The 21,930-nt window shown below is 65.0% G+C and carries 18 protein-coding genes; 13 read left to right on the top strand and 5 right to left on the bottom strand.

Annotated features, from left to right (window positions below; translation table 11 throughout):
* Positions 1–100 precede the first annotated feature (100 nt).
* On the top strand, positions 101–991 hold the full coding sequence (locus ACLCGK_RS27145) for a 1-aminocyclopropane-1-carboxylate deaminase/D-cysteine desulfhydrase (RefSeq protein WP_410953188.1): 891 nt from the start codon (positions 101–103) through the stop codon (positions 989–991).
* On the opposite strand, the gene ACLCGK_RS27140 is transcribed toward ACLCGK_RS27145, so the two are convergent.
* Positions 982–1,527 carry a cytochrome b gene (locus ACLCGK_RS27140; RefSeq protein WP_003260150.1) on the bottom strand — a complete coding sequence of 182 codons (546 nt, stop codon included), beginning with the start codon at positions 1,525–1,527 and terminating at the stop codon, positions 982–984. The two genes, ACLCGK_RS27145 and ACLCGK_RS27140, sit on opposite strands and share 10 nt — an antisense overlap.
* Before the next feature lie 224 nt (positions 1,528–1,751).
* On the bottom strand, positions 1,752–2,684 hold the full coding sequence (locus tag ACLCGK_RS27135) for a DUF1853 family protein (protein ID WP_410953189.1): 933 nt from the start codon (positions 2,682–2,684) through the stop codon (positions 1,752–1,754).
* Between the two features lie 88 nt (positions 2,685–2,772).
* On the opposite strand from ACLCGK_RS27135, the gene ACLCGK_RS27130 reads away from it, so the two are divergent.
* The 11 genes from ACLCGK_RS27130 to ACLCGK_RS27080 all read left to right on the top strand — a co-directional run bounded on the left by ACLCGK_RS27130 (position 2,773) and on the right by ACLCGK_RS27080 (position 14,843).
* Positions 2,773–3,663, top strand: a complete 891-nt coding sequence (locus tag ACLCGK_RS27130; RefSeq protein ID WP_013971624.1) for an NAD(+) kinase — start codon at positions 2,773–2,775, stop codon at positions 3,661–3,663.
* A complete protein-coding gene (locus ACLCGK_RS27125) occupies positions 3,663–4,634 on the top strand; it encodes a metallophosphoesterase (protein ID WP_013971625.1) in 972 nt (323 codons plus the stop codon). The genes ACLCGK_RS27130 and ACLCGK_RS27125 overlap by 1 nt, the downstream gene beginning before the upstream one ends.
* Complete coding sequence (locus tag ACLCGK_RS27120) at positions 4,631–5,509, top strand: rhomboid family intramembrane serine protease (RefSeq protein WP_410953190.1); 879 nt, start codon at positions 4,631–4,633, stop codon at positions 5,507–5,509. Before ACLCGK_RS27125 ends, ACLCGK_RS27120 begins: the two co-directional genes overlap by 4 nt.
* Positions 5,510–5,522: 13 nt before the next feature.
* A complete protein-coding gene (locus ACLCGK_RS27115; protein WP_003260154.1) occupies positions 5,523–5,783 on the top strand; it encodes a YeaC family protein in 261 nt (86 codons plus the stop codon).
* A complete protein-coding gene (locus ACLCGK_RS27110; RefSeq protein ID WP_075044170.1) occupies positions 5,780–6,610 on the top strand; it encodes a DUF2797 domain-containing protein in 831 nt (276 codons plus the stop codon). Before ACLCGK_RS27115 ends, ACLCGK_RS27110 begins: the two co-directional genes overlap by 4 nt.
* A 13-nt stretch (positions 6,611–6,623) precedes the next feature.
* A complete protein-coding gene (gene pepN / locus ACLCGK_RS27105) occupies positions 6,624–9,281 on the top strand; it encodes an aminopeptidase N (RefSeq protein WP_410953191.1) in 2,658 nt (885 codons plus the stop codon).
* A 294-nt stretch (positions 9,282–9,575) separates the two neighbouring features.
* Positions 9,576–10,595, top strand: coding sequence for a WD40/YVTN/BNR-like repeat-containing protein (locus tag ACLCGK_RS27100; RefSeq protein ID WP_410953192.1), 1,020 nt, complete (start codon positions 9,576–9,578; stop codon positions 10,593–10,595).
* A gap of 20 nt (positions 10,596–10,615) precedes the next feature.
* Positions 10,616–12,991, top strand: coding sequence for an efflux RND transporter permease subunit (locus ACLCGK_RS27095; protein ID WP_024086538.1), 2,376 nt, complete (start codon positions 10,616–10,618; stop codon positions 12,989–12,991).
* Positions 12,992–13,154: 163 nt separating this feature from the next.
* Positions 13,155–13,445, top strand: a complete 291-nt coding sequence (locus tag ACLCGK_RS27090) for a DUF5629 family protein (protein WP_013971631.1) — start codon at positions 13,155–13,157, stop codon at positions 13,443–13,445.
* Positions 13,411–14,541, top strand: a complete 1,131-nt coding sequence (locus ACLCGK_RS27085) for a lactonase family protein (RefSeq protein WP_410953193.1) — start codon at positions 13,411–13,413, stop codon at positions 14,539–14,541. Before ACLCGK_RS27090 ends, ACLCGK_RS27085 begins: the two co-directional genes overlap by 35 nt.
* 122 nt (positions 14,542–14,663) lie before the next feature.
* Entirely contained in the window at positions 14,664–14,843 is a 180-nt protein-coding gene (locus ACLCGK_RS27080; protein WP_012271225.1) for a hypothetical protein, read from the top strand.
* 121 nt (positions 14,844–14,964) lie between these two features.
* Here the strand turns inward: ACLCGK_RS27080 and ACLCGK_RS27075 are convergent, their stop codons facing one another.
* Genes ACLCGK_RS27075 through ACLCGK_RS27065 form a run of 3 tightly spaced genes read right to left on the bottom strand, consistent with a single transcriptional unit; the run spans position 14,965 to position 20,434 of the window.
* The gene (locus ACLCGK_RS27075; RefSeq protein ID WP_047595235.1) at positions 14,965–15,558 is read right to left on the bottom strand and encodes a glutathione S-transferase; all 594 of its coding nucleotides are present in this window, start codon (positions 15,556–15,558) and stop codon (positions 14,965–14,967) included.
* Positions 15,555–19,199 carry an AAA family ATPase gene (locus tag ACLCGK_RS27070; protein ID WP_410953194.1) on the bottom strand — a complete coding sequence of 1,215 codons (3,645 nt, stop codon included), beginning with the start codon at positions 19,197–19,199 and terminating at the stop codon, positions 15,555–15,557. Before ACLCGK_RS27070 ends, ACLCGK_RS27075 begins: the two co-directional genes overlap by 4 nt.
* On the bottom strand, positions 19,196–20,434 hold the full coding sequence (locus ACLCGK_RS27065) for an exonuclease SbcCD subunit D C-terminal domain-containing protein (protein ID WP_013971635.1): 1,239 nt from the start codon (positions 20,432–20,434) through the stop codon (positions 19,196–19,198). Before ACLCGK_RS27065 ends, ACLCGK_RS27070 begins: the two co-directional genes overlap by 4 nt.
* Positions 20,435–20,741: 307 nt before the next feature.
* Here ACLCGK_RS27065 and ACLCGK_RS27060 point away from each other — a divergent pair.
* Positions 20,742–21,930: DUF6531 domain-containing protein (locus ACLCGK_RS27060; RefSeq protein ID WP_410953320.1), on the top strand; the 1,189-nt coding region annotated here is incomplete at its 3' end.

The raw sequence follows: 21,930 nt of genomic DNA, 5'->3' as shown, positions 1-21,930 counted from the left end.
TGCCCACTCCCACAAGGATAGCGCACCCCTGACTGTGGGAGCGGGTAAGCCCGCGAAGGGCTGCAAGGCAGCCCCGGGATATCACTGGTAAACTCGCACGATGCACTTTGACCTGCCCCAAGCCCCCCTGCAGCCCCTGATCCTGCCCTGGCTCCAACAAGCCCAGGTAGAAGCCGCCATCCTGCGCCTGGACCTGATCGATCCGCTGATCAGCGGCAACAAATGGTTCAAGCTACGCCATCACCTGCAACAGGCCAGCGCCAGCAACGCCCCGGGCCTGATCAGCCTCGGCGGCAACCATTCCAACCACCTGCACGCCCTGGCCGCTGCTGGCAAGCGCTTCGGCTTCGCCACCGCCGGCCTGCTGCGTGGTCACGCCCAGGACACGCCAACCGTGCGTGACCTGCAGACGCTGGGCATGGAACTGCACTGGCTGGGTTATGGCGGCTACCGCGCACGAAACCAAGCGGGTTTCTGGGACCCTTGGCAGGCACGCTACCCGGGTTGGCACTGCATCCCCGAAGGGGGAGGCGGGCTTGCCGGTGCACAGGGCTGCGCGCTGATCATGCAGCAGGCACGGGCGCAGATCGCGGCACTGGGCTGGTCGGGCTACGACGCCTGGTGGCTGGCTGCTGGAACGGGGACTACCCTGGCCGGTCTGGTAATGGCCGAGGCGGGCGCACATGTGGTGCATGGTGCATTGGCGGTACCCAGGGACCATGGTGTGCCGGAGGCGGTAGCGACACTGGCCGGCGCGCATGGCTACCAACTGCACGACGCCTGCCGTGGCGGTTTCGGCAAATTCGACGCTGATCTGTTGGCGTTCATCGCTGATTGCGAGCGGCACACAGGCGTGCCGCTCGAAGCCCTCTACACTGGCAAGGCCCTGCTAGCCCTGCGTGAGCAGGTCGAGGCCGGGCTGTTCGCGCCCGGCACCCGCCTGATCGTGGTGCACACCGGCGGCCTGCAGGGCCGGCGCGGTTACTTGTAGGGCAGCATGCGCAGCAGCGTGTTGTCGCGCTGCACATAGTGGTGATACAGCCCGGCCAGAGCGTGCAGGCCGATCAGCCAGTAGCCCCAGCTGCCGATGCGTTCATGCCAGCCTTTGATGAACTTGGCCTGATCCGGGTTCGGGCCGATCAGGTGCGGCAGCTCCAGGCCGAAGAACGGCACTGGTTTGTCGGCGGCGCTGAGGATCAGCCAGCCGGCCAGCGGCAGGATGATCATCAGCAGGTACAACGCCAGGTGCATCAGGTGCGCTAGGCCGGTCTGCCAGGCCGCAGGCTTGGGCACGATGGGTGGAGTCGGGCGGCTCAGGCGGATGGCCAGGCGCAACCAGACCAGCACGAACACGCTGAGCCCGAGCATGAAGTGCAGGTCCTTCATCAGGTTGCGTTCGACGCTGTCCTTGGGGAACAGGCCACGCAGTTCGATTAGGGCGTAGACAGCGGCCAGCAGCACCAGCATCAGCCAGTGCAGGGCGATGGACAGGCGCGCGTAATGGGTCGCGGGGGTGGATGAAACCATGATCGGTCCTCGTCATCAGGTCGGGATAGCGCTCTTGCCGGCGCTCAGGAAGTACTGTAGTGGCTACGGGGTAACAAATCTTTGCGCCAGGTCTGTGAAAATTGTGTTGTCTGCACCGGCCCTTTCGCGGGTGAGCCCGCTCCCACAGGCACAGCGCTGAGCCAGAGACCTGTGCAGTACCTGTGGGAGCGGGCAAGCCCGCGAAGAGGCCGGAACAGCCTGCATCATGCCTTGGATGTAAATGGCCAACTGTCAGCCACCAGAAACACCCGCTCGGCCTCCTGCCACGCCCCGTCAGCCTCTTGCTCCAACCTCACCAGCAACTGCGCCGGAGCCTGCCGCTCCAGCACATGCAGCCACGCCGCAAACTGCTCCACCGCCCAGCACTCATGCGCCTCGACCCGCGCCGGCGCCAGCCAGGCATGCCGTTGCAGCGGCTGCCATTGCTCACCTTCGCCCATGACCCAGTCCCGCCGCCGCAGCCAGCGCCCGCGCAAGTGCTGCGGGTTGGCGCCCTGTGGTGGCTGCGCATACCCAGGCCGCGGGTAGAACAGGTAGCCACCCAGCCACACATGCGCCTGCACCTGCTCCACCCCCAGCCGGGCCAGCACCTCGCGGCTGTGCGCCCCCGCCGACATGGGCAACTGGTGCCGTGCCAGGTGCGCCAGTTTGCTTCCCAGTCGGTCATGGCAGCCCGGCCCCAGCCAGGCGTCGGGGTCGTGCCCGGAATGCTCCGGGCCCAGGTACAGCTTGATGGCCAGTTCCAGGTGGTGCACACCGTCGCGGTCGCGCAGCACCACATCCAGCTCGCCCAGGGTGCGCCCGCCGTCGCGAATCGCCAGGTTGGCCGCCAGCAGTTCGATGCCCGGGGCCTGGCCCAGGGCGAATTGCCACAGCCGTTCGTAGTAGTGCCCCAGGCGCCGGCTACCCAGCTGCGCCAGCCAGTCGCGCAATGGGCGGTCATCGTCATCCAGCGCCCGCAGCCAGTCTGCCAGGCGCTGTGGCTGGTCCGCCCACAGGCTGCCCGCCAGCGGGTGGCGCTGGGGGCAGGGCGGGGCGCTGAGCAACGGAGGCGACAGCAGGGCCCAGGCCAGGTCGCGCACGTTGGGGCGGCGTAGCTGCCGGGGCAGGTCGTGGAGCAGGGCGAATGGCATCATCCTGCGAGCATAGCCGGTTTGCCGCTACCCGGTGGTTTCGCCCATAATCGCGGCATAGTCACCCGCCGCAGAGCCTCGCAGGAGCCCCATGGAGCAATTTCGCAATATCGGTATCATTGGCCGCCTTGGCAGCTCCCAGGTGCTCGACACCATTCGCCGACTGAAAAAATTTCTTATCGAGCGCCACCTGCACGTGATCCTCGAGGACACCATCGCCGAAGTGTTGCCTGGCCATGGCCTGCAAACCTCCACCCGCAAGCTGCTGGGCGAGGTCTGTGACCTGGTCATCGTGGTCGGCGGCGACGGCAGCCTGCTGGGCGCCGCCCGCGCCCTGGCCCGGCACAACATTCCGGTGCTGGGCATCAACCGTGGCAACCTGGGCTTCCTCACCGACATCCGCCCCGACGAGCTGGAAGAGAAGGTCGCCGAAGTGCTCGACGGCCACTACCTGGTGGAAAACCGCTTCCTGCTGCAGGCCGAGGTACGCCGCCACAACGAAGCCATCGGCCAGGGTGATGCGCTGAACGATGTGGTGCTGCACCCGGGCAAGTCCACGCGCATGATCGAGTTCGAGATCTACATCGATGGCCAGTTCGTCTGCAGTCAGAAGGCCGACGGCCTGATCGTCGCCACCCCCACCGGCTCCACCGCCTACGCGCTGTCGGCCGGCGGCCCGATCATGCACCCCAAGCTCGACGCCATCGTCATCGTGCCGATGTACCCGCACACCCTGTCGGGCCGGCCGATCGTGGTCGACGGCAACAGCGAGCTGAAGATCGTGGTGTCCAAGGACCTGCAGATCTACCCGCAGGTATCCTGTGACGGCCAGAACCACTTCACCTGCGCCCCCGGCGACACCATCACGGTGAGCAAGAAACCGCAGAAGCTGCGCCTGATCCACCCGCTGGATCACAATTACTACGAGGTCTGCCGCACCAAGCTCGGCTGGGGCAGCCGCCTGGGAAGCAGGGACGACTGATGCTCGATCCGGCGCGAAGTTTCGACATCATCGGTGACGTGCACGGTTGTGCGCTGACCCTTGAACGCCTGCTCGACGCCCTCGGTTACAAGCGTGTGGCCGGCGTGTGGCGCCACCCGCGGCGCCAGGCGCTGTTCCTTGGCGACATCGTCGACCGCGGGCCACGCATCCGCGAGGCGTTGCACATCGTCCACGACATGGTCGAGGCCGGCCAGGCGTTCTGCATCATGGGCAACCATGAGTACAACGCCCTGGGCTGGGTCACCCCGGCACTGCCTGGCAGCGGCAAGGCCTTCGTGCGCGAGCATACGCCGCGCCACGCCCGGTTGATCGACGAAACCCTGACTCAGTTTGCCCACCACCCCGCTGACTGGCACGACTTCGTCAACTGGTTCTACGAATTGCCGCTGTTCGTCGACGCCGGGCGCTTCCGCCTGGTGCATGCCTGCTGGGACCCGCGGCTGATCGAGCCGCTGCGCCAGCAGTACCCCGACGGGCGCATCGACGAACACTTCATCCAGGCCTCGGCGGTGAACGGCAGCTTTGCCGCCACCGTGTGCAACCGCCTGCTGCGCGGTACCGACATGCGCCTGCCGGACGGCCTGACCCTCACCGGTGGCGACGGCCTGACCCGTGCCTTCTTCCGTACCAAGTTCTGGGAAGAAGACCCGCAAACCTACGGCGACATCGTGTTCCAGCCAGACGCCCTGCCCGCGGAAGTGGCCAGCACCCCGCTCAGTCACAGCCAGAAGAACGCCTTGCTGCGCTATGCCGAAGACGAGCCCATGCTGTTCGTCGGCCATTACTGGCGCAGCGGCCGCCCGGCGCCGATCCGCGCCAACCTGGCCTGCCTGGACTACAGCGCCGTGCTCTATGGCAAGCTGGCCGCCTACCGGCTGGATGATGAAACCCGCATCGACCCGCACAAGTTCGTCTGGGTCGACGTCGACCGCCCACAGGCCAACCAATGAACATTATCGAAGTGATGCGCCTGCCGCTGTCGGTCGACCTCAGCGGCTTCGTTCACCTGCTGCAGCGCCTGCAGGTGCCGCACCGGGTCAGCGAGGAGGGCGATGCCCAGGTGCTGTGGGCCCCCGACACCCTGGCAGCGGACGTCCGCGAACTCTACCAGCGCTACCCCGACGGCAACGCCGACCTGCCGGCCACCACCGATCCTGTGGGAGCGGGCGAGCCCGCGAAAGGGCCCTCCCTGGCGGAACAGGCCCGCGCCTGCAAGATCACCACCCTGACCCTGCTGCTATGCTTCATCGTCGCCGGCCTCACCGGCCTTGGCGACAATTTCACCACCATCAGCTGGTTCACCTTCCTCGATTTCCGCGTCCAGGGCGACTACCTGTACTTCAACCCGCTGGCGCAAAGCCTGGACCAAGGCCAGTGGTGGCGCCTGGTATCGCCCATGCTGCTGCATTTCGGCGTGCTGCACCTGGCCATGAACAGCCTGTGGTACTGGGAGCTGGGCAAACGCATCGAACTGCGCCAGGGCCCGTTGGCGCTGCTGGGCCTGACCCTGCTGTTCAGCCTGGTGTCCAACCTGGCCCAGCATTACAGCAGCGGGCCGAGCCTGTTCGGCGGCCTGTCCGGCGTGCTGTACGGCCTGCTCGGGCACATCTGGCTGTACCAGTGGCTGGCACCCGACCGTTACTTCAACCTGCCCAAGGGCGTGCTGGTGATGATGCTGATCTGGCTGGTGGTGTGCCTGAGCGGCGTGATCGACACCCTGGGCCTTGGCCAGATCGCCAACGCCGCCCACGTCGGCGGGCTGCTCATCGGATGCCTGACCGGGCTCTTGGGTGGGGCGCTTGCCCGGCGTAAACTGTCGGCTTGAATCAGGAGACACTATGTCCACTTTCGCGCAAATGATCGAAAACATCACCCCGGAAATCTACGAGAGCCTGAAACTGGCCGTGGAAATCGGCAAATGGTCGGATGGCCGCAAGCTCACTGCCGAGCAGAAAGAGCTGTCGCTGCAGGCGGTAATCGCCTGGGAGATGAAAAACCTGCCCGAAGACCAGCGTACCGGCTACATGGGCCCGCAGGAATGCGCCTCGAAGTCCGCGCCGATCGCCAACATTCTGTTCAAGTCGGACTCGGTACATTGATCGAACTCGCTCGTGGCTCGTTGAGCAAGATGGCGGTAAGCCTGCAGGCGCCAGTGGTGCAGTACAGCTTTCGCCTTGATGACACGCAGGTGCCGGTCAACCCGCTGATCGGCCAGCGCCTGCGCCTTGAGTACCTTGGCGCCATTCACTGCAGCCATTGTGGCAAGCGCACCAAGACCAGCTTCAGCCAGGGTTACTGCTACCCGTGCATGACCAAACTGGCCCAGTGCGACGTGTGCATCATGGCCCCGGAAAAGTGCCATTACGACGCTGGCACCTGCCGCGAACCGTCGTGGGGCGAACAGTTCTGCATGACCGACCATGTGGTCTACCTGGCCAACTCGTCGGGGATCAAGGTCGGTATCACCCGCGCCACCCAGCTGCCCACCCGCTGGCTCGACCAGGGTGCCAGCCAGGCCCTGCCGATCGTGCGCGTGGCCACCCGCCAGCAGTCCGGCCTGGTCGAAGACTTGCTGCGCAGCCAGGTGCCGGACCGCACCAACTGGCGCGCCCTGCTCAAGGGCGATGCCGAGGAGCTCGACCTGGTGGCCATTCGTGAACAGGTCTTCGACGCCTGTGCCGATGGCCTGCGCGAGCTGCAGGGGCGCTTCGGCCTGCAGGCGATCCAGCCGCTGGCCGACGCCGAAGTGGTGCAGATGAAGTACCCGGTCGAGGCCTACCCATCGAAGATCGTCAGTTTCAACCTCGACAAGGACCCGGTAGTGGAAGGCACGCTGCTGGGCATCAAGGGCCAGTACCTGATCTTCGACACCGGTGTGATCAATATTCGCAAGTACACGGCCTACCAGTTGGCCGTGCTCCAGTAAAAAGGACCTGCACATGCGTACCGAACAACCGCAAGTGATCTACCTCGAGGATTACCAGGCGCCCGAGTACCTGATCGACGAGACGCACCTGACCTTCGAGCTGTTCGAGGACCACACTCTGGTTCACGCGCAACTGGTCATGCGCCGCAACCCGGCACGCGGTGCCGGCCTGCCGCCACTGGTACTCGATGGCCAGCAGCTGGAGCTGCTGCGCGCCTCGCTGGATGACCAGGAACTCCAGCCGGGCGACTACCAGCTCGACGCCGACAGCCTGACCGTGCAGCCCAAGGCCGAGCGCTTCACCCTCGACACCAGCGTGAAGATCCACCCCGAAAGCAACACCGCACTGGAAGGCCTGTACAAGTCGGGCAAGATGTTCTGCACCCAGTGCGAGGCCGAAGGCTTCCGCAAGATCACCTACTACCTCGACCGCCCGGACGTGATGAGCACCTTCACCACGACGGTGATCGCCGAGCAGCATCGCTACCCGGTATTGCTGTCGAACGGCAACCCGATCGGCAGCGGGCCGGCAGACGATGGTCGCCACTGGGCGACCTGGGAAGACCCGTTCATGAAGCCGGCCTACCTGTTCGCCCTGGTGGCCGGTGACCTGTGGTGCGTCGAGGACAGCTTCACCCGCCAGTCCGGCCGTGACGTGACCCTGCGCATCTACGTCGAGCCCGAGAACATCGACAAGTGCGACCACGCCATGGTCAGCCTGAAGAAGTCAATGCGCTGGGACGAAGAAGTCTATGGCCGCGAGTACGACCTGGACATCTTCATGATCGTCGCGGTCAACGACTTCAACATGGGCGCCATGGAAAACAAGGGCCTGAACATCTTCAACTCCAGCTGTGTGCTGGCCCGTGCCGAAACCGCCACCGATGCCGCACACCAGCGCGTCGAAGGCGTGGTTGCCCACGAGTATTTCCACAACTGGTCGGGCAACCGCGTCACCTGCCGTGACTGGTTCCAGCTGTCGCTGAAGGAAGGCTTCACGGTGTTCCGAGATGCCGAGTTCAGCGCCGACATGAACTCGCGCACGGTCAAGCGCATCGAAGACGTGGCCTACCTGCGTACTCACCAGTTCGCCGAAGACGCTGGCCCCATGGCCCACCCGGTGCGCCCGGACAGCTTCATCGAGATCTCCAACTTCTACACCCTGACCGTGTACGAGAAGGGCGCCGAAGTGGTGCGCATGGTTCGTACCCTGCTGGGCGCCGACGGCTTCCGCAATGGCAGCGACCTGTACTTCGAACGCCACGATGGCCAGGCGGTGACCACCGACGATTTCATCAAGGCCATGGAAGACGCCAACGGCGTCGACTTCACCCAGTTCAAGCGCTGGTACAACCAGGCCGGCACCCCGCGCCTGGAAGTCAGCGAGGCTTATGACGCGGCCGCGCAAACCTACAGCCTGACCTTCCGCCAAAGCTGCCCGCAGACCCCGGACAAGGCCGAAAAACTGCCGTTCGTGATCCCGGTGGAGCTTGGCCTGCTGGATGCCGCAGGCAACGACCTGCCGCTGCAACTGGCCGGCGAAGCGACGGCGCAGGGCACCAGCCGCGTGCTGTCGGTGACCGAGGCCGAGCAGACCTTCACCTTCCAGGGCATCCAGGCCAAGCCGCTGCCTTCGCTGCTGCGTGGCTTCAGTGCACCGGTCAAGCTCAGCTTCCCCTACGACCGCGACCAGCTGATGTTCCTGATGCAGCACGACAGCGACGGCTTCAACCGCTGGGAGGCGGGGCAGCAGTTGTCGGTGCAGGTGCTGCAGGAGCTGATCGGCCAGCATCAGCGCGGCGAAGCACTCAAGCTCGACCAGCGCCTGATCAGCGCCCTGGGCACCGTGCTCGGCAACGAGTCGCTGGACCCGGCCATGGTTGCCGAAATGCTCTCGCTGCCGGGTGAGGCCTACCTCACCGAAATCAGCCAGGTGGCCGACGTGGACGCCATCCACGCCGCCCGCGAGTTCGCCCGCCAGCAGATCGCCGAGCAACTGTTCGACGCCCTGTGGTCGCGTTACCAGGCCAACCGCGACGTGTCGCGCAACACCGCCTACGTGGCCTCGGCCGAGCATTTCGCTCGCCGCAGCCTGCAGAACATCGCGCTGTCGTACCTGATGCAGAGCGGCAAGCCGCAGGTGCTGCAGGCGACTTTGGAGCAGTTCGAGCACTGTGACAACATGACCGAGCGCCTTACCGCCCTGGCCGTGCTGGTCAACTCGCCGTTCGAGGCCGAGCGGGCCAAGGCCTTGGAGGCGTTTGCCGAGCACTTCAAGGACAACCCGCTGGTCATGGACCAGTGGTTCAGCGTGCAGGCGGCCAGTACGCTGCCGGGCGGGCTGGCGCGGGTCAAGGCGCTGATGCAGCACCCGGCGTTCACCCTGAAGAACCCGAACAAGGTACGTGCGTTGATCGGCGCCTTTGCCGGGCAGAACCTGGTCAACTTCCATGCGGCGGATGGCTCCGGCTACCGCTTCCTGGCGGACCTGGTGATCGAGCTGAATGCGCTGAACCCGCAGATCGCTTCGCGGCAACTGGCACCACTGACCCGCTGGCGCAAGTATGACTCTGCGCGTCAGGCCCTGATGAAGGGCGAGCTGGAGCGGATTCTGGCTTCTGGTGAGCTGTCCAGTGATGTGTATGAAGTGGTGAGCAAGAGCCTGGCTTGAGCCTGGAAGAGCTTGGGGCTGCTGTGCAGCCCTTCGCGGGCACGCCCGCTCCCACAGGGATATCACTGCTTTCAAGGCCTGTGATACCCCTGTGGGAGCGGGCGTGCCCGCGAAGGGCCGCACAGCGGCCCCGGCTTTTTACAGCCGACAACAAAACATAACACCCCGCCCGTTGTGTTCCCGCAAATATCCCCGCTACGATCCCCTCAAGCTATTGCAAGCCTCTAGATCAGGCTTTTCGCAGTACCTGCAGTGCATTGACCCACCAGACAAGAACACAACAGGGGGACAGTCATGAGGGAACAGAACAGGCGCTTTGCCTGGCCATTGGCAGCCAGCGCGGTACTGGCGCTGGGGCTCGGCGTGTGGGCTAACAGCGTGCAAGCCGCTGCCGCCGACGAATATTCCACCGAATCGGCCAAGGCCAGCCAAAGCCTGCTGATCGACGCCACCCATGCCGGTAAGCGCCTGGTGGTAGTGGGCGATCGCGGTCATATCCTGTTCTCCGACGATCAGGGCAGAACCTGGACCCAGGCGCGGGTGCCCACCCGACAACTGCTGACCGCGGTGTTCTTCCTTGACGACAAGCGCGGCTGGGCCGTCGGCCACGATGCGCTGGTGCTCGCCAGCAGCGATGGTGGTGCCACCTGGAGCAAGCAGTTCGAAGACCTGCCCCGCGAAGCCCCCTTGCTCGATGTCGCCTTCCTCGACGCCCGGCACGGCTTTGCCGTAGGTGCCTACGGCGCCTTGCTGGAAACCACCGACGGCGGCCAGCACTGGCAGGACGTGGCCGAGCGCCTGGACAACCCCGACCAGCTGCACCTGAACGGTATCGCCCAGGTGCGTGACGCGGGCCTGTTCATTGTCGGCGAGCAGGGCGGCATGTTCCGCTCGGCCGACAACGGCCAGACCTGGGCCAAGGTTCAAGGCCCCTATGAGGGCTCGCTGTTCGGCGTGATAGGCACTGCACAGCCGCGCACATTGCTGGCCTACGGCCTGCGCGGCAACCTGTTCCGCTCCACCGATTTCGGTGACAGCTGGCAACCGATCGAGCTCAAGGCCGCACGTGGCACCCTCGAATTCGGCCTGGCAGGCGCTACGCTTGTCGAGGACGGTAGCCTGGTGCTGGTCGGCAATGGCGGCAGCGTGCTGCGCAGTACCGATGACGGCCAGACCTTCAGTGTCTACAACCGCGCCGACCGCATTGCCCTGGCCGGCGTCAGCGGCCTGGCCGATGGCGGCCTGCTGCTGGTAGGGCAGGGTGGCGTGCACCTGGCTGATCCGCAGGGTGCTGACCAGGAGGTGCGTCCATGACCAGCAGGGAGAGCATCACCATGCACCCGCATCACCAGGACAAGGCCACGTTGCTCGAACGCCTGATCTTCAACAATCGCCCCGTGGTCATCGCCCTGTGCGTGCTGGTCAGCATCTTCCTGTTCTGGCAGGCCACGCAGATACGCCCGTCCACCAGCTTCGAGAAGATGATCCCGCTGCAGCACCCGTTCATCGAGCAGATGATGGAGCACCGCAACGACCTGGCCAACCTCGGCAACACCGTGCGCATTTCGGTGGAAGCTGTGAATGGCGACATCTTCGACAAGGACTACATGGAGACCCTGCGGCAGATCCATGACGAGGTGTTCTACATCCCTGGCGTCGACCGTGCCGGGTTGAAGTCGCTGTGGAGCCCCAGCGTGCGCTGGAGCGAGGTCACCGAGGAAGGCTTCTCGGGTGGCGAGGTGATTCCCAACACCTACAACGGCTCGCAGGACAGCCTCGACACCTTGCGCGACAACGTGCTCAAGTCGGGCCAGGTGGGGCGACTGGTGGGCAACAACTTCAAGTCCAGCATCGTCGATGTGCCACTGCTGGAGAGCTACCCCGACCCGCAGGACCCGGGCAAGCAGGTGAAGCTGGACTACCAGCAGTTCTCGCACCAGCTTGAAGAAAAGATCCGTGACAAGTTCCAGGCGCAGAACCCCAACGTGAAGGTGCACATCGTCGGCTTCGCCAAGAAGGTCGGCGACCTGATCGACGGCCTGGTGATGGTGGCGATGTTCTTCGGCGTCGCCCTGGCCATCACCTGGGTGCTGCTGTACTGGTTCACCTGGTGCATCCGCAGCACCATCGCCGTGCTCATCACCACCCTGGTGGCAGTGGTCTGGCAGCTGGGCCTGATGCATGCGGTGGGCTTTGGCCTGGACCCGTACTCGATGCTGGTGCCGTTCCTGATCTTCGCCATCGGCATTTCCCACGGGGTGCAGAAGATCAACGGTATCGCCCTGCAGTCGAGTGATGCCGACAACGCCCTGACCGCTGCCCGGCGCACCTTCCGCCAGCTGTTCCTGCCGGGGATGATCGCCATTCTCGCCGACGCCGTGGGCTTCATCACCTTGCTGATCATCGACATCGGCGTGATTCGTGAGCTGGCCATCGGTGCTTCCATCGGTGTGGCGGTGATCGTGTTCACCAACCTCATCCTGCTGCCGGTAGCCATCTCCTACGTCGGCATCAGCAAGAAGGCCGTCGAGCGCAGCAAGCAGGACGCCACCCGCGAGCACCCGTTCTGGCGCCTGTTGTCGAACTTCGCCAGTGCCAAGGTGGCGCCTGTATCGGTGGCCCTGGCGCTGGTCGCCTTCGCCGGTGGCCTGTGGTACAGCCAGAACCTGAAGATCGGCGACCTCGACCAGGGCGCGCCGGAACTGCGCCCCGATTCGCGCTACAACCAGGACAACAACTTCATCATCAGTAACTACTCGACCAGTTCCGACGTGCTGGTGATCATGGTCAAGACCCCGCCGGAAAGCTGCTCGATCCACTCGACCATGGCGCCGATCGACGAGCTGATGTGGACCATGCAGAACACCCCGGGCGTGCAGTCGGCAATTTCCCTCGTGACCGTGTCCAAGCAGGTGATCAAGGGCATGAACGAGGGCAGCCTGAAATGGGAAACCCTGTCGCGCAACCCGGACATCCTCAACAACTCCATCGCCCGCGCCGATGGCCTGTACAACGGCGACTGCTCGCTGGCACCGGTGCTGGTGTTCCTCAACGACCACAAGGCCGAAACCCTGGAGCGGGTCACTGCCGTGGCCAAGGCGTTTGCCGACAGCCACAACAAGGAAGGCCTGCAGTTCCTGCTGGCGGCGGGCAATGCCGGAATCGAGGCGGCGACCAACGAGGTGATCAAGTCGGCCGAGCTGACCATCCTGATCCTGGTGTACATCTGCGTGGCGGTGATGTGCCTGATTACCTTCCGCTCGTTCGCCGCCACCCTGTGTATCGTCCTGCCGCTGGTGCTGACCTCGGTGCTGGGCAACGCGCTGATGGCCTACATGGGCATCGGGGTCAAGGTGGCGACCTTGCCGGTGGTGGCGCTGGGTGTGGGCATTGGCGTGGACTATGGCATCTACATCTACAGCCGGCTGGAAAGCTTCCTGCGCGCCGGGTTGCCGTTGCAGGAGGCTTATTACGAGACCCTGCGCTCGACTGGCAAGGCGGTGCTGTTCACCGGGTTGTGCCTGGCCATCGGCGTGTGCACCTGGATCTTCTCGGCGATCAAGTTCCAGGCGGACATGGGGTTGATGCTGACTTTCATGTTGTTGTGGAACATGTTCGGGGCGCTGTGGTTGTTGCCGGCGTTGGCGCGGTTCCTGATCAAGCCGGAGAAGATGGTGGGCAAGGAGGGCGGGTCGATTTTTGCCCATTGAATTGCAGGGGGCCGCTTTGCGGCCCATCGCCGGCAAGCCAGCTCCCACAGGTACAGCGCAAGCCTCCAGATTTGTGCGATCCCTGTGGGAGCTGGCTTGCCGGCGATGGGCTGCAAAGCAGCCCCAGGGCTATAATGCCAACTCATTTCAGATTGGTACCCCCATGTCCCCCCTCGCCACCGCCCTGCAGTCCTGCGACATGCTCCTGATCGACGGCCTGCACGCCTTCGACTTCACCTCCGATGAATCCGGCCTCACCATCGAATGCATGGACGGCCGCCAGCTCCGCCGCTGGACCTTCACCCCCGAGCAGATCACAGCTGCCATCGCCGTGGGTGACGAGTGGCAACTCGACGATGCCGACGGCGCGCATCGGCTAGTCTGTATGAGTGCCTTTCGCGCCCCGGATGATGACGAAGATGAATCGGATCTGGACGAGCCTGCTGACCGCTAGCCTGATGAGCCTGACCATCCATGCCCACGCCGCCACCTTGCTGGTGGGCAGTTACACCGATGGCGCCAGCGAGGGCATCTACCGCTACGGGTTCGACGAAAAGACCGGTCATATCGACCCGTCGCCGCAGCAGGTGGTGGAGAGTGTCAGCCCTTCATGGCTGGTGCTGTCGGCCGATCAACGCCAACTCTTTGCGGTCAACGAAACGCCGAAGGGCGGGGTCAGCAGTTTCGCCGTCAGTGCAAAAGGCGAGATCAAGCTACTCAACCAGGTGCCCAGCCAAGGTGACGAGCCTACCCACGCCAGCCTCAGCCAGGACCAGCGTTATCTGTTCGTGGCCAACTACGCGGTCAAGCCCGATCCCGGCGGCAGCCTGGTGGTAGTCCCGGTGGCCAGGGACGGCAAGCTCAAGCCGGTGGTGCAACAGGCCCGGCACAAGGCGAGCGGGGTCAACCCCGAGCGCCAGGCTGGCGCCCATGTGCATTCACTGGTGCTGTCACCGGACGGCCGCCACCTGTATGCCAGCGACCTGGGGGCCGACAAGGTGTTCATCTACCGCTACGACGGTGCCAGCGCAGACCACCCGTTGACGCCAGCGATCCCCGCGTCGGTGGACCTGCCGCGGGGCAGCGGGCCGCGCCACCTGTTGTTCGACGCCAAGGGTCGGCACGCCTACCTGACCCTGGAAATGAGTGCCGAAGTGGTGATGTTCGACGTGCAGGAGGGCAACCTGGTCGAACGCCAGCGCCTGCCCCTGACCGAGAGCAAGGAAGCTGCGGCGAAAGCGGCAGGTGGCTTGCACCTGTCGGCAGACGGGCGCTTTCTGTATGTGAGCAACCGCGGCACGGCCAACGAGATCGTGGCGTTCAGCGTGGGCAAGCAGGATGGCCAGCTGACGTTCCTGCAGCGCCGTTCGGTGGAGGGGGATCATCCCCGCGAGTTCGCCCTCGACCCGAGCGACAACTTCCTGCTGGTGGCCAACCAGAAGAGCAACCAGATCGTGGTGATACGCCGCGATCCCCGCAGCGGCAAGTTGTTGGAGACGGTGCAGAAGCTGAAGCAGGAGGCACCGTCGGATCTGAAGTTCATCGAGTGATATCGATCGGCGTGATAATCGATACTGCCGCAATGAATTTTTGCCTGCGGCTTCGGCGGCGTAAGTTTGACCCAAGGCCCAAACGGGCCAACGTCAAACCACCGCCGTCGAGGTCAGCCCAGATGAACTTCAATCTCTTCCCGGTCATTGCCGCATCCGCCATTTCCGCTTCGGTCGTATTGCCAGCGCATGCCCATGCCGACAGCAGCGGCAAAGCGTCCGCTACCCATAGCTACACCGAACAGTACCTGCGCCAGAGTGCCAATTTCCATGCGGCATTGAGTGGCAAGCACAACCACTGAATCCTGTACTGGCCCTATCGCCGGCAAGCCAGCTCCCACAGGGGGTGAGCAGGCCTCAGGTCCAGCGCCGTACCTGTGGGAGCCGGCTTGCCGGCGATAGGGCCAGTACAGGAAACAGGGTTCATTTGGCCATTACGGCCTTGAACAGCTCCGAAGCCAGCCACCCCTCCAGCCAGCTCCGCACCCGCGGATAAGCCGCCTCGGCGAACCACTGCGGTTCGACCCCGGCAAACTGGCGCATCAGGGGCAGCAACGCGGCATCGGCAATGCTCGGGTGCGTGGCCAGCAAGTAGGGCCTGCCTGCCAGCAGGCCCTCGAGCTCCGCCAGCCAGGCCTCGGCCTGCTGGCGGTAATGCTCGCGGGTATGCTCGGGGTAGCGCTCGGCATACTTGTACAGGTTCACCTGCGCCTTGAACGTGCTGTCGTTGCGCGCAATCAGTGTTTCAGCCTGCTGCGCCGCCGCAGGGTCGGCCTGCAGCCGCCAGTCCTGCGGGTCGTTTTGCGCCAGCGCCCAGCGCATGATGTCCAGGCTTTCTTCGAGCACCCCGGCACCGGTATCCAGTACCGGCACCGTGCCCTTGGGTGACAAGGCCAGCAGTTCTGCCGGCTTGTTCTTCATCGCTACCTCGCGAATCTCCACCTCGCACCCCGCATAGCGCAGGGCCAGGCGCGCGCGCATGGCCCAGGGGCAGCGGCGGAACGAGTAGAGGATCACCCGCACACCTCCACGTCACTCAGGCCATTGCCTTGGCGGCGCACCTGGATCTGCACCGGGATGCGTTCGTGCATTTCCTGCACGTGGGAAATCACTGCCACCTTGCGGCCCTGGGCCTGCAAGCCGTCGAGGGCGTCCATGGCCAGTTGCAGCGACTCGGGGTCGAGGCTGCCGAAGCCTTCGTCGATGAACAGCGATTCGATGCGCAGCGTGCTGGAGGCCATCGAGGCCAGGCCCAGGGCCAGGGCCAGCGACACCAGGAAGGTTTCCCCGCCAGACAGCGAGTGCACCGAACGCAGTTCGTCACCCATCTCGGTGTCCAGCACCAGCAGGCCGAGGGCGCTGCCGCCGCGCTTGAGGCGGTAACGGCGGGCCAGCTGGCGCAGCTGGGCGTTGGCGTGGTGCAGCAGCAGGTCGAGGTTGTAGCCCTGGGCGATCTTGCGGAACACATCGCCCGAGGCCGAGCCGATCAGGGCGTTCAGGCGAGCCCAGCGTTGCCACTGCTGGTGGGCCTGTTCGATTTCCGCCGCCAGCGCCTGGTGCGCCTGTTGGCGACGCTGGTCATCGGCCTGCTGTGCACGCAGTTCGGCGCATTGCTGCTCATGGCCGGCCAGGCGTTCGCGCAGTTCGGTCAGGGCCTGTTCCAGGGCGTCGGCCGAGGTGTCCACAGTCATTTGCGCGGCATGTTGCTGCAGGCGTTGTTCACGTTCCTGCAGCAGCACGCGGCCCTGTTCGATGGCCTTTTCGGCGCCTTGCAGGCGCTGGCGCAGCTCATTTACCTGCGCGTCCTCCATGCCCAGCAGGCGATCCAGGCCGGCGTCGTCCAGTTCCGGGTGTTCTGCGCGCCACTGGGCGATCTGGCCCTGCAACTGCTGGCACTCGGCGTCCAGCGCCTGCTGCTGCTGGGTGTTGGCCTTGAGTTCGCTGGCCAGTTGCACGCCTTGGGTACGCAGCTCCTGCAGGCGCTGGGCAGTGTCGGCATCGAGGGCGCGGGCCTGCTCCAGCGCGGCGTCCATATGCAGTTGCCAGGCTTCGGCGCTTGCATGCCCGCCAAGCAGTTCGCCGAGCGAAGCCTGAGCCTGCTGGCGCTGCTCGTCGAGGGCGGCAAGTTTCTGCTGCAGCTGCTGCTGGGTCTGCACGCGTGCCTGCTGCTGGTCGCGCAGCTTGTCCAGCTGGGCCTGGCGGGCTTGCTGTTCTTCCTGTTCGTCCTTGCGCTGCTCCAGTTGCTGCAGGCGTTGGGCGATCTGCTGGTCCAGGGCGAGGAAGGCATTGGCCGGGTCGTCGTTCAAGGCCTTGAGGGCCTCTTCGGGCAATACGCCGGCAAGGTCCGCGAGGCCTTGCTGCAACTGCTGCTCGTCGCTGGACAGGGCCTGGTGCTGTTGCTCCAGGTGGCGCTGGGCCTGCTGTTGCGCCTGCTGGGCGGCCTGCAATTGCTGGTTGAGACGGGCTGCATCTTTTTGCAGGGCGAGCAGGGCGCTCTGGCGTTTCTCGTCCTGGCCGATTTCTTCGTCCAGGCGCCGCAGCTGGCTGTCGAGCCAGGCACTGCGGGCATTGTCGTCCTGCGGGGCCAGGGCGGGCCACAGGCTGTGCGCCTGCACCTGGGCCACCAGCGGTTGTAGCTGCTCGCCCAGTTGCTGCTGTTGCTGCTGGTAATCCTTGAGCTGGGCGTTGACCACGCCCAGCTGGGTGCGCAGCTCCACCAGCTTGCTGTTGAGGGTTTCGACCTGCTTCTGCGCGGCGTCTTCCTCGGCCTGGTCATGGCGACCCAGGCTTTGCAGCAGCGCTTCAGGCTGGTGGAACGGGTGCTCGGCGCTGCCGCACACCGGGCAGGGTTCGCCGTCGCGCAACTGGCCGCGCAACTCTTCGACGCTGGTGTTGCGTGCCAGGCGCTGGCGTTCCAGCAACTGGCGGGTGAGGTTGAGCGCTTGCTCGGCGGACTCCAGCTCGGCCTTGGCGGCGGTGCCTTCGGTAATCAGCTGCTGGCGCTGCTGCATGGCCTGCTGCTGACGCACGCGCACGGCCTCCAGTTGCTGGCGCAGTTCCAGTTCACGGCCATGCAGGCGTGACAGTTCTTCCACGGCGCGCTGCTGCTTGCGGTTGTCCTGCAGCATGCCACCCAGCAGGTCGATCTGTTCTGCCAGGGCCTGGGGTTCGGCCTTGGCTTCGCGGAACAGCAGCTCGAAGGCATCGCGCTCGGCCTGCAAGTGCGCATTGGCCTGGCTGGCCTGGGCCTGTAGGCCGGGCAGCTCTTCACGGCCCTTGGCCAGGCGGCCACCGATCAGCATCACTTGCTTCAGTTGCGGCAGGTAGGCGTGCCAGGCGTTGGCCAGGCCCGCCAGGTGCTGGCTGTCGGCGAGCGCGGTGTCGATCTGCGCCAGTTGCTGCAGGCTGCGCTGCTGGTTGTCTTCCAGCTGCTGCAGGTGCTGCTGGCCTTCGGCGACCTGCTGCTCGGCCTGCTGGCTGGCACTGCGCTGTGCTGCCAGCTCCTGGTCCAGGCGGGCCAGGTTGTCCTGGGCGGCAAAGGCCTGGCGCAGGCGAGGGGCGTTCTCGCTGTGTTGGGCCTGGCTGACGGCGAGCGCCTGGCGCGCGGCGTCCAGCGCCTGCTCGAGCTCGCTGGTGCGCACTTGCAGCTCGGCTTGCTGCTGCTGTTGTTCGGCGATCTTCGCTGCCAGCGGTGCCAGTTGCGCGGTCAATGTCTGCTGGCGGTGGAACTGGTGACGCTGCGGGGCCAGGCGCTCCAGGCGCACCAGGTCCAGACGCTGGTCAGCCAGTTGTTGCCAGTCCTGTTCGGCGGCCTGCAGCGCGGTGCCGGCTTCGGCGTGCTGGGCCTGCAGCTGGCGCTGCTCGTTCAGCCAGTTGCGTTGCTGTTCCAGCTGGCGCTCGCCGGCCTGGTCGGCCTTGAATTGCTGCTGCGCCTGTTCCAGGCGCTGGTCGAGCTCGGCGCGTGCTTCGGCGGCCATCGGCAGCAGATGGCTGGCACGGTCCTTCAGGGCATTGTGGGCCTCACCGGCTTCGCGTGCCTTGCTGAAGGCCCGCTGGCCCAGGCGGGTGTAGATGGCGGTGTTGGTGAGCTTTTCCAGCAGCTCGCTGCGTTCTTTGTCGTCGGCCTTGAGGAAGGCGCCGAATTCGCTCTGGGCCAGCATCACCGCGCGGGTGAACTGTTCGAAGTTCAGGCCCAGGCGGGCTTCGACCAGTTGTTTGTATTCGTTCTTGCCGCTGCCCAGCACCTGCTCGCTGTCCAGGTCGTAGAAGCTCTGGCGGCTGTGCTGCAGCTTGCCGTTGGCCTTGTCGCGGGCGCGGTTGGCTTCCCAGCGGGCGCGGTAGCGGCGGCCATCGATGCCGACGAAATCGACTTCGGCAAAGCCGCTGCCGGTGCCGCGGCGCAGCAGGTTGCGCGGGTCGGAGGTAGGGATCTCGCCGTCTGCATCCGGCACCTTGGCCTCGCGGCCAATGTCGTTCAGCCGTGGCACGGTGCCGAACAACGCCAGGCACAGGGCGTCGAGCAGAGTACTTTTGCCCGCCCCGGTAGGCCCGGTGATGGCGAACAGGCCTGCGCTGGCCAGCGGTTCGGCGGTGAAATCGATATCGACCGGGCCGGCCAGGGATGCCAGGTTCTTCAGGCGGATGGCAAGAATCTTCATGGCTGTTCCTCTTCCTGCTGCACGTCCTGCAACAGCAGGGCGAAGTCGGCCAGCGCCTGTTCGTCGGCGGGGTTGCCATAGGCCTGCTCCCAGGCGCGGCTGAACAGGTCCTGCGGGGTCATCTGGGCCAGTTCGACAAAGGCCAGGTCATCGTCTTCGGCATTGTTGCGGCCGGCGTATTCGGCGCTGATGCGGATCAGGCGCACGGCCTTGCCTTGCAGTGCGGTTTCGATCTGCTGGCGCAGGTCGGGTTGCGGCTCATCCAGTATCACCCGCACCTCCAGCCAGGGCTGGCGGTTGGGGTCTTCGAGCAGGTCGATCACTGGCAGCTCGGCCAACTGCTCCAGCAGTTCGCCCAGTGGTGCCGGGCCGACCCGTTGCAGGGCCACGGCGCGCGGTACCGGGCGCGGTTCGACGCTGACCAGGCCAGTGCCGTCCAGCTCCACTTCCAGCACTTGGTGCGGGTAGTTGATTTCGGCGAACGACAGCGGGATCGGCGAGCCGCTGTAGCGGATGCGTTCTTCGCGGTTGACCTTCTGCGGCTTGTGCAGGTGGCCCAGGGCGACGTAGCTGATGGCCTTGTCGAACAGCTTGGCCGGCAGCGCCTCGGCGTTGCCAATGATCAGGCTGCGCTCGGAGTCCTCCGACACCGCGCCACCGGCCATGTGCGCGTGGCTGATGGCGATCAGCGCCTGGTCCTTCTTGCGCTTCTTTTGCGCGGCGGCGATCAACTGCTGGTGCACCTGGGTGATGCCTTGCAGGTAGTCGTCGCCCAATTGCGGGCCGGTCACCTCGGCCGGGCGCAGGAAGGGCAGGGCCAGGCACCAGGCGGCGACCTTGCCACGGCCGTTGGTCAGCGGAATCAGCAGGCGCTCGGCGTCCAGCTGGCCCTCGTCCAGCCAGTGCACACGGCCCAGGGCATGGGTGCGCAGGCGGCGCATCAGCGCCGCGGGCAGCTCGATGCGCGAGCCGGAGTCGTGGTTGCCGGCGATCATCACGATGTCCAGCTTCGGCTGTTGTTCGTGGGCCTGGACGATGAAGTCGTAGAGACGTTCCTGGGCTTTGACCGGTGGGTTGACCGTGTCAAAGATATCGCCAGCGATCAGCAGCGCATCCGGCTGGCGCAGGCGCAGCTGGCCGAGCAGCCAGTCGAGGAAGCAGGCGTGTTCGAAGTCGCGTTCCTGGCCGTGCAGGCTTTGGCCCAGGTGCCAGTCGGAGGTATGAAACAGACGCATGGATGACCTGTTGGTGTCGAGTCGAGCAAGCGGGGGCTTGGCTTGGGTGATGGGTGTTGCGCAAGGGCGGTATGGTAACCCAAGCCAATGCGGCAAGGCAGTCGCTCCGGGCGGGTAAGTGCTTTCCTACAAGCAGGTCCGCGCACTGAACGCCTTGTTCATTGACGGCCTAACGGCATTTTCCTAGCGTCCTTGGGTTTCAAACCTCAAGGACGCAACAATGATCAAGGATCTGACCGAGCGGTCGCTGCTTCAGTCTCGTCGTTCATTCATGTTCCACAACTTGGCCGAACAGGAGTAACCCCTCATGTTCGAAGCGGCCAGGTTTGGCGACGAGATATCGCACACCAGCGCGCTGGGGGGCTTCCTGATCGGGGCAGCCCTGGGCATCGCGCTGGTGGCCACGGTGGCCATCGCCACCTTCACCTGTGGGTTCGGCGTGGCCTTGCTGGCCGGCCTCGCAGCCGGCATCGGAGGCAGCTTGCTGACCGCCGCCGGAGAGGCGATAGGCAGTATGTTCTCGTCCCCCTCAGGGACGATAACCACTGCCTCACCCAACGTTTTCATCAACAGCCGCAAGGCCGCCCGCGTCGAAAAAAGCATCGGCGCCTGCGACAACCATCCTGGCCCGGTGCAGATCGCCGAAGGCTCGACCAATGTCTTCATCAATGGCGTCGCGGCGGCGCGCAAGGGCGACAAGCTGACCTGCGGCGCGACCATTTCCGGGGGGGCGAACAACGTCTTCATCGGCGGTGGCACTTACCGCTACCTGCCCGTGGATGACGAAGTCCCGGAGTGGCTGCGCACCACTGTGGATGTGCTGATGGCGATTGCTGGCGCAGCCAGTGGCCTCGCGAATGTGCTCAAGATGGGTACCCAGGCCGGTATGAAGGCCGCCCTACCTTGTGCCCTGAAATTCACGGCCGGCTTCATTGCTGGCGAAGTGGCCGCCCGCTACGTGGTCGAACCCGTGGCACGCAGGGTGTTGGGTGGACTGGTTGGCAACCCGGTCGACCTCACCACCGGTCGCAAACTGATCCCCGATGAAATTGACTTCAGCCTCCCGGGCTTGATGCCGATCGAGTGGTCACGTTTCTACGCCAGCGACCTTACCGTCGACAGCGTGCTCGGGCGCGGCTGGGTGCTGCCCTGGGAGCAAAGCTTGCGTCGGCGGGGCTCATTCATTTACCTCACCGACAACCAAGGCCGCAAAGTCCCGTTCGTGACCCTGCAACCGGGCGAACGGATCTACAACCCGCACGAGCAGGTGTACCTGGTGTGCACCGAGGGCGGCCACTACATCCTGCAAACCCTCGACAACCTGTTCTTCTATTTCGGCGAAGTGCCAGACACCAACAGCGAAGTGCCGCTGCAACGCATCGAAAACGCCCTCGGCCACTTCCTGCATTTCACCCGCACGCCCGATGGTACGCTGACCGACATCAGCGCCACCGGCGGTACCCGCGTGCACCTGCACTACGACAACCCGCTGGGTC

The organism is Pseudomonas sp. S1(2024) (genome assembly GCF_046557535.1).
Note: the sequence above shows the minus strand (reverse complement) of the source record. Positions and strands in the feature narration are given on the sequence as shown.

Bases quoted from the DNA above. Each gene is read 5' to 3' on its own strand.
- ACLCGK_RS27065 (WP_013971635.1), bottom strand. From the start codon at position 20,434: ATGCGTCTGTTTCATACCTCCGACTGGCACCTGGGCCAAAGCCTGCAC.
- ACLCGK_RS27080 (WP_012271225.1), top strand. From the start codon at position 14,664: ATGAACTTCAATCTCTTCCCGGTCATTGCCGCATCCGCCATTTCCGCT.
- ACLCGK_RS27070 (WP_410953194.1), bottom strand. From the start codon at position 19,199: ATGAAGATTCTTGCCATCCGCCTGAAGAACCTGGCATCCCTGGCCGGC.
- ACLCGK_RS27140 (WP_003260150.1), bottom strand. From the start codon at position 1,527: ATGGTTTCATCCACCCCCGCGACCCATTACGCGCGCCTGTCCATCGCC.
- ACLCGK_RS27120 (WP_410953190.1), top strand. From the start codon at position 4,631: ATGAACATTATCGAAGTGATGCGCCTGCCGCTGTCGGTCGACCTCAGC.
- ACLCGK_RS27145 (WP_410953188.1), top strand. From the start codon at position 101: ATGCACTTTGACCTGCCCCAAGCCCCCCTGCAGCCCCTGATCCTGCCC.
- ACLCGK_RS27135 (WP_410953189.1), bottom strand. From the start codon at position 2,684: ATGATGCCATTCGCCCTGCTCCACGACCTGCCCCGGCAGCTACGCCGC.
- ACLCGK_RS27100 (WP_410953192.1), top strand. From the start codon at position 9,576: ATGAGGGAACAGAACAGGCGCTTTGCCTGGCCATTGGCAGCCAGCGCG.
- ACLCGK_RS27095 (WP_024086538.1), top strand. From the start codon at position 10,616: ATGCACCCGCATCACCAGGACAAGGCCACGTTGCTCGAACGCCTGATC.
- pepN (WP_410953191.1), top strand. From the start codon at position 6,624: ATGCGTACCGAACAACCGCAAGTGATCTACCTCGAGGATTACCAGGCG.
- ACLCGK_RS27130 (WP_013971624.1), top strand. From the start codon at position 2,773: ATGGAGCAATTTCGCAATATCGGTATCATTGGCCGCCTTGGCAGCTCC.
- ACLCGK_RS27125 (WP_013971625.1), top strand. From the start codon at position 3,663: ATGCTCGATCCGGCGCGAAGTTTCGACATCATCGGTGACGTGCACGGT.
- ACLCGK_RS27115 (WP_003260154.1), top strand. From the start codon at position 5,523: ATGTCCACTTTCGCGCAAATGATCGAAAACATCACCCCGGAAATCTAC.
- ACLCGK_RS27090 (WP_013971631.1), top strand. From the start codon at position 13,155: ATGTCCCCCCTCGCCACCGCCCTGCAGTCCTGCGACATGCTCCTGATC.
- ACLCGK_RS27085 (WP_410953193.1), top strand. From the start codon at position 13,411: ATGAATCGGATCTGGACGAGCCTGCTGACCGCTAGCCTGATGAGCCTG.